The organism is Variovorax sp. 01T439_2 (genome assembly GCF_056398445.1).
In genome coordinates this window covers 1-9,459 of record NZ_JBFTPJ010000113.1, presented here as the reverse complement: position 1 = coordinate 9,459, position 9,459 = coordinate 1, and the positions used below count along the sequence as shown (strand labels likewise).

Sequence of the window (9,459 nt, the reverse complement as noted above, 5' to 3'; positions counted from 1 at the left end):
GTACTGCACCAGGTACATCGCGTACGAGCGGCGCCCCACGAACAGCATGAAGCGCGACGAAAGAAGCCTGCGCAGCCAGCTGTCCGCCGCAACCAGCGAAGGCAGCCACAGGCCCACCAGCACCACGTACACGGCAATCAGCTGCGGCTCGCCGAAGCGCGCGCTGATCGTGAGCGACTTGCGGTGCACCAGGAACAGGGCGAGCGCGATCGCGATGGCGGCCGTCTGCGTCATGAGGCCGCGCATCCATGCGAAGGTCCGGCGCGTGTGCATCGCGATCGCCACCATCGAGCCCACCAGCATGCCAAGGTAGTGCCAGGGCGAGAATCCGGCCGGGTGGGCACCGGTCATCCAGACGGCAACCAGCAGCGCGAGGCTGCATGCAGCGGTCCCGAAGCGCGAGGCGGCGGTGGAACCGAACAGCGTGAACAGCGCCGGCCACACCAGGTAGTACTTCCACTCGACGCCCAGCGTCCAGGTCATCTGCAGCGGCGCGAAGCCGGCAAACTCGTTCAGCAGCGTGAGGTAGTAGGGCGTGGCCGCCTTCATCTGCTCCCAGGCCGCGCCCTGGGCGAGGTAGCTCAGCGCGAGCACCAGCAGGTAGACCAGAAAATAGAGCGGCAGGATCCGGGCCGCGCGCCGGATGTAGAAGGCCTTGAGCGACACCGTGCCGGTGGCATCGCGCTCGCGCAGCAGCAGCGTGGTGATCAGGAAGCCGGAGAGCACGAAGAAGGCATGCACGCCGAGCCAGCCCGAGAACTTGTCCCAGCGCGGACCGCCGAAGTGGAACCCGAAGACAAGAAAGACGGCCACCGCCCGCAGCCCATCGAGCGCTGCGAAATTGCGGGTCTCCAGGTAATCGCCGAGGCCGTGGATCGACCCTTGTTCGCGCATGTTGTGCGTTGCCTCTCCTTCGAATCGCGCGGATTCTGCCCGAGATAGCACTTTGGTGGTGCATCGGCAGGGCCGGACGGCCGCGGCTGTTGGTGCGGCGCCACGTTGCGCCGCCAAGGCTGCGAAAATCGCGGTTTTGAAGAGACGGACATGCCCCTGCACACCACCGCCCTCGTCCTGTTCTCCGGCGGCCAGGATTCGACCACCTGCCTTGCGGACGCGCTGTCCAAGTACCAGCGCGTCGAGACGCTGGGCTTCGACTATGGCCAGCGGCACCGCATCGAGCTCGACGTGCGCGGCACCATCCTTGCCAGGATGCGCGAGCGCTTCCCCGACTGGGCGCCGCGCCTGGGCGAGGACCACGTGCTCACGCTGGCCGCGCTGGCCCAGCTCGGCGGCTCCTCGCTCACCGAGGAGGTGGCCTTTGAAATGCAGGCCGACGGCCTGCCCAACACCTTCGTGCCGGGGCGCAACCTGCTGTTCCTCACGCTGGCCGGCGCGCTGGCCTACCGGCGCGGGCTGCAGGTGATCGTCACCGGCGTCTGCGAGACCGACTTCTCGGGCTACCCCGACTGCCGCGACGAYACCATGAAGGCCATGCAGCTCGCGCTCTCGCTCGGGCTGGAGCGCCGCCTGGTGATCGAGACGCCGCTGATGTGGATCGACAAGGCCGAGACCTGGCAGATGGCGCATCGCCTGGGCGGCGAGCCGCTGGTCGAGCTGATCGTGGAAGAAACCCACACCTGCTACCTCGGCGACCGCGAACATCGCCAGGCCTGGGGCTACGGCTGCGGCGAGTGCCCGGCCTGCGAGCTGCGCAAGAAGGGCTGGGAGCGCTACGCCTCGCGCCCCCAGCAGGTCTAGGTGGCCGCAGTCTCCAGCCGGTAGCGCGCGCCGCCCGCCGGTGCGCCTTCGGGCTGGGGCACCAGCGTCCAGCGCTGGTTGTGGAAGTCGCCGACCGCCGCGCGGTGCGCGATCGACACCATGGCGCCGCCCGCGGCCTTCACCCGGTCGGAGAGCCGCTTGTAGAGCACGCCCTCGGCCTCGGCATCGAGTGCGCTGGTGATCTCGTCGGCAAAGAGCCACGACGGCTTCTTCAGCAGCACACGCGCGATCGACAGCCGCTGCTGCTCGCCGCCCGAAAGCTTCTGGCTCCAGGCATCGCTGTCGTCGAGGCGGTCCACGAGGTTGGGCAGCAGCGCATCGGCCAGCGCCTGGCGCAGCTCGGCATCGCTGTAGTTCTCGGCCGGATTCGGATAGGTCAGCGCATTGCGCAGGGTGCCGTCCGGCACGTAGGGCCGCTGCGGCATGAACACCGCGCCCTCGGGCACCTTCACATGGCCGCGTGCGAACGGCCAGATGCCGGCAAAAGTGCGGAACAGGGTCGACTTGCCGCTGCCCGACGGCCCCTGCAGCAGCACGCTGTCGCCCGGCTGGACCGCGAGCGCCGCGCCGGCGAGCAGCGAGGTGCCGTTGGGCAGGGCCACCGTCAGGTCGCCGGTCTGCAGCGCGGGTGCGGTACCGTCGCGCTCGAGCGACTGGCTGCGCGCCGCATGTGCGCGCATCGCATCGTCGAAGCTGGTGAGGCGGTCGGTGGTTGCGCGCCAGACGGCCACGCGGTCGTAGTTGTCGACGAACCAGCTGAGCGAATCCTGCACCTTGCCGAAGGCCGACGAGATCTGCATCAGCTGGCCGAGCTGGATGGCGCCGCTGAAGAAGCGCGGCGCGGCCACCAGGAACGGGAAGATCACGGCCGCCTGCCCGAAGAACGAGGTGAAGGTGATCAGGTTCTTCTGCTGCTTGATCAGCACCAGGTAGTTGCGCAGCACGCTGCCAAAGCGCAGGTCGAGCTGGCCGTGCTCGACCTTCTCGCCCTTGTCCAGCGCAATGGCCTCGCTGTATTCGCGCACCCGCACCAGGTGGTGCCGGAAGTCGGCCTCGAAGCGCTGCTGCCGGAAGTTGGTGCCGATCAGCGGGCGGCCGATGAAGTGCGTGATGGCCGTGCCCACCACGCAATAGGCCACCGCCAGCCAGACCATCGCCCCCGCGATCTGGTAGCTGCTGCCGCCCATCGAGAACGCGAAGCTGCCCGACAGCCCCCAGAGAATGCCCACGAAGCTCACCAGCGTGACCACGGCGTTCAGGAGGCCCATCGACAGCGTCATCGTGTAGTCGGTGAACATCTGCATGTCCTCCTGGATCCGCTGGTCGGGGTTGTCGGGCGCCTGGCCTTCCTTGTTCGCGTAGCGCGCAAGCTCGAGGTGATAGAAGGTGCGGTCGGCCATCCAGCGCGACAGGTAGTCGCGCGTCATCCAGGTGCGCCAGCGCAGCTGCAGCAGCTGCGTCACATAGAACTTGAGCACCTGCACCGCGATGTTGAAGAAGGCGATCCAGCCGAAGACGCCCACCTCGCGCCAGAAGACCGCCGAGTCCTTGTTCTGCAGCCCGTCGTAGAAGCGCCCGTACCACTGGTTGCCCAGCACCGCCACGTACACGTAGAACAGGTTCAGCGCGACGATGCCCAGCAGCATCGCGCGGGCGCGCCATTTTTCCTCGGAACGGAAGTAGGGCGCCGCAAGCGTGAAGACGCGCTTCACTACCTGGGCGAACGTGGCGGCGCGCGCCGTGACGGATAAAGACATGCAGGTTTCCTCGCTGGGCGCGGGTGCGCCGGACTTCGTGAAGAAACGATGGTAGTCAAATGTTCCTTAAGCGGGACTGAACCGGCCCGGCGCCCCGCAAAGTGCTCAGTGCAGCATGACCCGCGCCGCTGCTTCCAGGAAGTGCTTGAGCGGCGGCGTCTCGCGTCCCTGCACCTTCGCTTCCTCGTCCCACAGCCGCAGCCGCACCGCATCGCCGGCCCAGCGCTGCTCGGCGAAGCGCTGCGCCGCGGCCTCGTCCATCACGCCTCCCTGCAGCGCGAGACTGCGCACCGAATCCGCCGAGAGCCGCGAGAAGTAGCCGGGCCGTGTCGCGCAAAGGTAGCGCTTGGCGTCCACGTGCAGCCGGATCGGCTCGCGCACCTCGGCGCCGAAGACGCCGCGCAGGAGCGGCATGGCGATGTACTGGTGGCGGTCGTCGATGCCCAGCTCGGTGGGCGAGCGCGGCAGCGTCTGGTGCTCGGCGATCAGCAGGTGGCCGAGATCGTGCAGCAGCGAGGCCGTGACCAGTGCATCGCCCGCGCCGGCCTGCTCTGCCAGCCATGCGCACTGCAGCGCATGCTCGAGCTGCGACACCGGCTCGCCCGCATACGCAACCCCGCCGCGCTCGGCGAACAGGCGGGCGATTTCGGCGAGGTCGAGTGTCATGGACCCGGCAGCTTCGCGCACCGCAATGACACCCGCATGACGAATCCCATGAGGCGCCATGCAGCCGCGCGGCACGGTCGGCGCGGCGTCCGACTTGACTTGCCAGGCCGCGGGCATAGCATCCGCCGCATGAGAAGCACAGTCCTTGTTCTTCTGCTCTGCATCGGCCTGGTGGCGGCCGGCTGCAACGACAAGCCCAAGCCTGGCGTGCCGGTGCCGAAGGCTTCGGCCGATGTCGTGATGCCGGTCCCGTTCGCGGGCTGATTCGCCCCTCTCGGGCGCGCGGGCGGCCATGCGCCGCCGGGCATTGCGCGCGCTTGCCTTCGCATGTCCGCGCCCGGCGGTATCCTCGGCGCGGAGCAAAAAACAATGAAGACATTCGAGACAAGCGCCCACGAGGCGGATTCGCGCTACGCCATGCTGCGGCTCGGCCTCACGCTGCTGGTCATGACGGTCGGCAGCAGTGGCATGTACGTGGTCTCGGTGATGCTGCCGGCCGTGCAGGCCGAGTTCGGCATCGCGCGCGCCGATGCCTCGCTGCCCTACACGCTGCTGATGCTCGGCTTCGGCGTGGGCGGCGTGCTGATGGGGCGGCTGGCCGATCGCTTCGGCGTGATGTGGCCCCTGCTGATCGGCGCGCTGAGCCTCGGCGTGGGTTATGTCGCGTGCGGCATGGCCGATGGCATCGTGTCTTTCACCCTCGCGCAGGCGGTGCTGGTCGGCCTGCTCGGCAGCGCCGCGGCCTTTGCGCCGCTGGTGGCGGACACCTCGCTCTGGTTCGTCAAGCGGCGCGGCATCGCGGTGGCGGTGTGCGCGAGCGGCAACTACGTGGCAGGCGCCATCGGGCCGCCGATTGCGGAGCACTTCATCGAGACGGTGGGCTGGCGCCAGACCTACATCGGCATGGGCCTCTTTTGCGGCCTGGCAATGGCGGCGCTCGCGCTCTTCTTTCGCGCGCGGCCGCCGGCAGTGGCCGCGGCGCCGGCCAGCCATGCGGGCCATGCCGGGCGGCGGCGCGACATGACGCGGCCCTTCGGCTTCAGCATGGGCACCGCACAGGGCCTGCTGTGCGTGGCGGGCGTGGCCTGCTGCGTGGCCATGGCGATGCCGCAGGTGCACATCGTGGCCTACTGCGGCGACCTCGGCTACGGCCCGGCGCAGGGCGCGCAGATGCTGTCGCTGATGCTGGGCTTCGGCGTGGTGAGCCGGCTGGTGTCGGGCGCGATCTGCGACCGCATCGGCGGGCTGCGCACGCTGCTGCTCGGCGGCGCGCTGCAGGGCGTGGCGCTGCTGCTGTTCCTGCCGTTCGACGGGCTGGTGTCGCTCTATGTGATCTCGGCGCTGTTCGGGCTGTTCCAGGGCGGCATCGTGCCGTCCTACGCGATCATCGTGCGCGAGCATTTCCCGCCCGAGGAAGCCGGCGCGCGCGTGGGCACGGTGCTGATGTTCACGCTGTTCGGCATGGCGTTGGGCGGCTGGATGTCGGGCAAGGTGTTCGACCTGACCGGCAGCTACCACGCGGCGTTCCTCAACGGCATCGGCTGGAACCTGCTGAACGTCAGCATCGCGGCGATGCTGCTGTTCAGGGTCCGGCATCTGCGGCTTCGCACCGCCGCGGCGTAGCTCTCTCGCGCCGTCAGAGATCGGCCAGGCCCATTGCCGGATCGCTCACCGAATGCCGGCCGGTCTCGACGCGGCCGGCAAAGCGCCGCACGAAGCTGGTGTCGGCATCGCATCGCACGGCAAAGTCGTACCACGCGCCGCTCGCTGCCAGGTCCCAGTGCAGCTCGGCCTTGGCGCCGCCTTCCACCGTCGCGGTCCACGGACCGTCGTTGCGGTAGGCCTTGGCACGCACGGTGAACTTGCAGGCGCTCTTGCCGTCGTTGCGCATCTCCAGGTACACGTTGCCGTTGGCGATGTCGTAGCACACGCGCACTTCGGGCACGGCCGCATCGCCGGCGCGAAGCGCGTTCAGGTCGCCCTTGAAGTGGCGGTGAAAGCCGTTGGGCCCGAGCACCCACAGGTCGTAGAAGCCGCTGTCGTCGCGCATCGCGTTCCACGTGTCGTCGAGCGTCTTGCCGGGCTCGACCATGTAGCGGCGCGGCAGGCGGTCGAGGTTGAGCTTGTCGTAGACGTGGAACACGGCGCTGGCGGTGCCGGTGTTCGCGAACAGCAGCTGGATCTTTCCGCCGATGGCATCGGCACGGGCGCTCGTGTGCAGCTCGTAGGGCAGCGCGCGCGAGGGCCGCGTGCCGGTGGCCTGGCGCGGCAGCAGCGGGTCGAGCGGCAGTGCCACTTGCGCCAGGGCCTGCTGGTCGGCACGCAGCTTGTCGGCGTCCGCTTTGGTCGTGCGCCCCGCCAGCGCGGGCAGCGCTTCCGTGTTGGGCGTGGCGAAGTTGAAGGCACTCGTGAGGTCGCCGCACACCGCGCGGCGGAAATCGCTGATGTTGGTTTCCTTCACGCCAAAGCGCGTCTCGATGAAGCGCAGCACCGAGGTGTGGTCGAAGGCCTGCGAGTTGACCCAGCCGCCGCGGCTCCAGGGCGACACCACATACATCGGCACGCGCACGCCGGGGCCGTAGACGCGGCCGTCGGGCGGCGGCTGGTCGGTGGTGCCGGGCGGATTCGGATGGTTGAAGTATTCGGGCGCGAGCGCTTGCACTGGCAGCGTGGTCTTGCCTGCGGGCGTGCCGCCGGCGTCGATCGAAGGCGCGGCCGGCGAAGGAACGTGGTCGAAGTAGCCGTCGTTCTCGTCGAAGTTGATGAACAGCACGGTCTTGCTCCACACCTCGGGCACGGCAGTGAGCGCATCGAGCGTTTCCTGGATGTACCAGGCGCCCTGCACCGGGCTCGACGGGCCGGGGTGCTCCGAATAGGTCGCGGGCGCGACGATCCACGACACCTGGGGCAGCTTGCCGTTCCTGATGTCCTGGCGGAACTGCTCGAGAAAGCCGCCGTCGGGCATGGTGTTGGCAATGCCCTTGTAGAGCGGATTGCCGGCGTCGTCGCTGGCCGGGTCGTAGGCGGGCGAGGCCACGTCGTTGCTCACGGGCTTGCCCGAGGCCTCGTTGGCGAGCCGGTACTGCTTGAAGCCGGCCAGCGAGTTGTCGCCGAAATTCTCGGGCATGTTCTGGTAGACGATCCAGCTGACCTTGGCTTCCTGCAGCCGCTCGGGGTAGGTCTTCCAGCTGTAGCCGTTGGCCGAGCTGTCGATCGAATCCCACTCGTTGTTGACCGTGGCCACGTTCGCGCCGGTGGGGCCGTTGGTGCCGGTCCAGAGGAACATGCGGTTCGAATTGGTGCCGGTGTGCATGCTGCAGTGGTAGGCATCGCAGAGCGTGAAGGCGTTGGCCAGCGCGAACTGGAAGGGCAGTTCCGCCTCTTCGAGATAGCCCATCGACTGCGTGAAAGGCGCCGTCTTCGTTTTCTTGTAGCGCACCCATTCGTACATGCGCCCGCCCGCCCACGCAGCCTGGCCGTCGCTCCAGCTGTGCGGCGTGCCGGCCACGCGCTGCGCGTTGCCCTTGGAGCCGTCCAGGTGGTAGGGCAGCACTTCCTTGCCGGTGTCGTCGAGCTGCTGCCAGACGCTGCGGCCCTGCGGCAGCGGAATGGTGAAGCGGTCGCCGAAGCCGCGCACGCCCATGAGCGTGCCGAAGTAGTGGTCGAACGAGCGGTTCTCCTGCATCAGGATGACGATGTGCTCCACGTCCTTGATGGTGCCGGTCTTGTTGTTGGCGGGAATGGCGAGCGCGCGGCGGATGCTCGGCGGAAAGGCCGAGAGCGCGAGCGCGGCGGCGCCGGTGGTGGCGGTGGCTGTGAGGAAGCTGCGGCGTGAGGTCATGGTGTTGTTCTGATGTGGGATGTTGTTCAGGGCGCGCAGCGCATCTCGGGCTTTGTGCCGGTGTCGGGCGGCGGTGTGGTGGGCGTGGTCGGTGCCGGCGTGCCCACGCCAGGCAGGCCGCCGAAGAAGCCGCTACCGCCGTTGCTGCCGCCGCCGCAGGCGGAAAGGACGCAGGCCAGGAGCAGCGCGGGAACGAGCCGCGCAGGCAGGGATGAAAGTCGCATGGGTGGATTCCTTGGGAGTCGTCGTTGCGTGGGCGCCCGGAAGAGCGCTGAAGAAAGGCCGCGCGGGCTCGAAGGCGCAACGCCGAAAAGGCATCGCGAAGCACCGCGCAGAGGCAGGCCGCAAGACTAGGGAGATCGCGTTACATCGCCATGAACGGGCGATGACAAGGCTGCGGCGCAGGGCGCGCCGCGCAAGCGCTCAGCGCTCGTTGCTGATGCCGCTGGAGACGTGGCCCGCGGGCACGTGGCGCGCCGCGGCATCGACGTGGCCGGTCTGGTCGTCGAAGAAAAAGTCGGGTTCGAACTCGCGCAGGAATTCGCCCTTGGGCAGGCCGCCGAGGAACATCGCCTCGTCGACGCGGATGTTCCACTTCATGAGCGTGCGGATCGCGCGCTCGTGCGCCGGGGCGCTGCGCGCGGTGACCAGCGCGGTGCGGATGCGCATCTGCGCGTTGCCCGCCATCTGCAGGCGATGCAGCGCCGTCAGCAGCGGCTTGAAGGGGCCTTCGGGCAGCGGCAGGTCGGCCTTGCTGAGTTCGTGCGCCTGGAAGGCATCGAGCCCCTCGGCCTGGAACACGCGCTCGGCCTCGTCGCTGAAGAGCACCGCATCGCCGTCGAAGGCAATGCGCACTTCGTTCGGCCAGGCATCGCTGGCCTTCACCGATTCGACCAGCACCCGCGCGGCCGGAAAGCCCGCGCCCAGCGCTTCGCGCACGTCCTGCGCGTTGACCGACAGGAACAGGTGCGCGCGCAGCGGCCGCAGGTAGCCGAAGGGCGGACGCCCCTGCGTGAACACGCCGCGCTGCAGCTTGATGTCGGCCGCCGCGCTCGAGCGGAAGATGCGCATGCCCGAGACCGGATCGTTGCGCGAAAGAATGACCACCTCGACGCGCTGCACGCCGTCGTCGTTGAAGCGCAGCAGCTTGCGGATCAGCGAGTACGCGATGCCCGGCGCGGCCGGCACGTCGATGCGGTCGAGCTGCAGCTTCATGTAGCCCTCGTTGTCGCCGGCCTCGAAGATCCTGTTTTCTTCTTCGAGGTTGAACAGCGCGCGCGACGAGATCGCGACCACGAGCTTGTCTTCGAGCGTGACGGGCATGGCGTGCAGTGCTTCCTGGCGGACTTACTTGACGAACTGGTTGAGCTGGATGATAGGCAGCATCACGGCCAGCACAATGAGCATCACCACGCC

The 9,459-nt window shown here is 68.3% G+C and carries 9 protein-coding genes; 3 read left to right on the top strand and 6 right to left on the bottom strand.

Annotation, left to right across the window (positions count from 1 at the left end; genetic code table 11):
• Window positions 1-894, bottom strand: an 894-nt coding sequence (locus AC1DOC_RS07980) for an acyltransferase family protein (RefSeq protein ID WP_478129632.1), incomplete at its 3' end; no start/stop codon positions are given.
• A 150-nt stretch (window positions 895-1,044) separates the two neighbouring features.
• On the opposite strand from AC1DOC_RS07980, the gene queC reads away from it, so the two are divergent.
• A complete protein-coding gene (gene queC, locus AC1DOC_RS07975; protein WP_028254139.1) occupies window positions 1,045-1,758 on the top strand; it encodes a 7-cyano-7-deazaguanine synthase QueC in 714 nt (237 codons plus the stop codon).
• Here the strand turns inward: queC and AC1DOC_RS07970 are convergent.
• Window positions 1,755-3,536, bottom strand: coding sequence for an ABC transporter ATP-binding protein/permease (locus tag AC1DOC_RS07970; protein WP_028254140.1), 1,782 nt, complete (start codon window positions 3,534-3,536; stop codon window positions 1,755-1,757). The two genes, queC and AC1DOC_RS07970, sit on opposite strands and share 4 nt — an antisense overlap.
• A gap of 105 nt (window positions 3,537-3,641) precedes the next feature.
• Window positions 3,642-4,202, bottom strand: coding sequence for a phosphonate degradation HD-domain oxygenase (locus AC1DOC_RS07965; protein WP_278879315.1), 561 nt, complete (start codon window positions 4,200-4,202; stop codon window positions 3,642-3,644).
• Window positions 4,203-4,331: 129 nt separating this feature from the next.
• Here AC1DOC_RS07965 and AC1DOC_RS07960 point away from each other — a divergent pair, with 129 nt between their 5' ends.
• The gene (locus tag AC1DOC_RS07960) at window positions 4,332-4,466 is read left to right on the top strand and encodes a hypothetical protein (RefSeq protein ID WP_259347628.1); all 135 of its coding nucleotides are present in this window, start codon (window positions 4,332-4,334) and stop codon (window positions 4,464-4,466) included.
• A 105-nt stretch (window positions 4,467-4,571) separates the two neighbouring features.
• Entirely contained in the window at window positions 4,572-5,825 is a 1,254-nt protein-coding gene (locus AC1DOC_RS07955) for an MFS transporter (protein ID WP_062363095.1), read from the top strand.
• A 13-nt stretch (window positions 5,826-5,838) separates the two neighbouring features.
• Here the strand turns inward: AC1DOC_RS07955 and AC1DOC_RS07950 are convergent, their stop codons facing one another.
• The 3 genes from AC1DOC_RS07950 to AC1DOC_RS07940 all read right to left on the bottom strand — a co-directional run bounded on the left by AC1DOC_RS07950 (window position 5,839) and on the right by AC1DOC_RS07940 (window position 9,366).
• Entirely contained in the window at window positions 5,839-8,043 is a 2,205-nt protein-coding gene (locus tag AC1DOC_RS07950) for a phosphocholine-specific phospholipase C (protein ID WP_062363092.1), read from the bottom strand.
• 26 nt (window positions 8,044-8,069) lie between these two features.
• Complete coding sequence (locus tag AC1DOC_RS07945; RefSeq protein WP_369664232.1) at window positions 8,070-8,267, bottom strand: hypothetical protein; 198 nt, start codon at window positions 8,265-8,267, stop codon at window positions 8,070-8,072.
• A 199-nt stretch (window positions 8,268-8,466) separates the two neighbouring features.
• Complete coding sequence (locus tag AC1DOC_RS07940) at window positions 8,467-9,366, bottom strand: 5'-nucleotidase (protein WP_012746219.1); 900 nt, start codon at window positions 9,364-9,366, stop codon at window positions 8,467-8,469.
• Window positions 9,367-9,459: the final 93 nt, after the last annotated feature.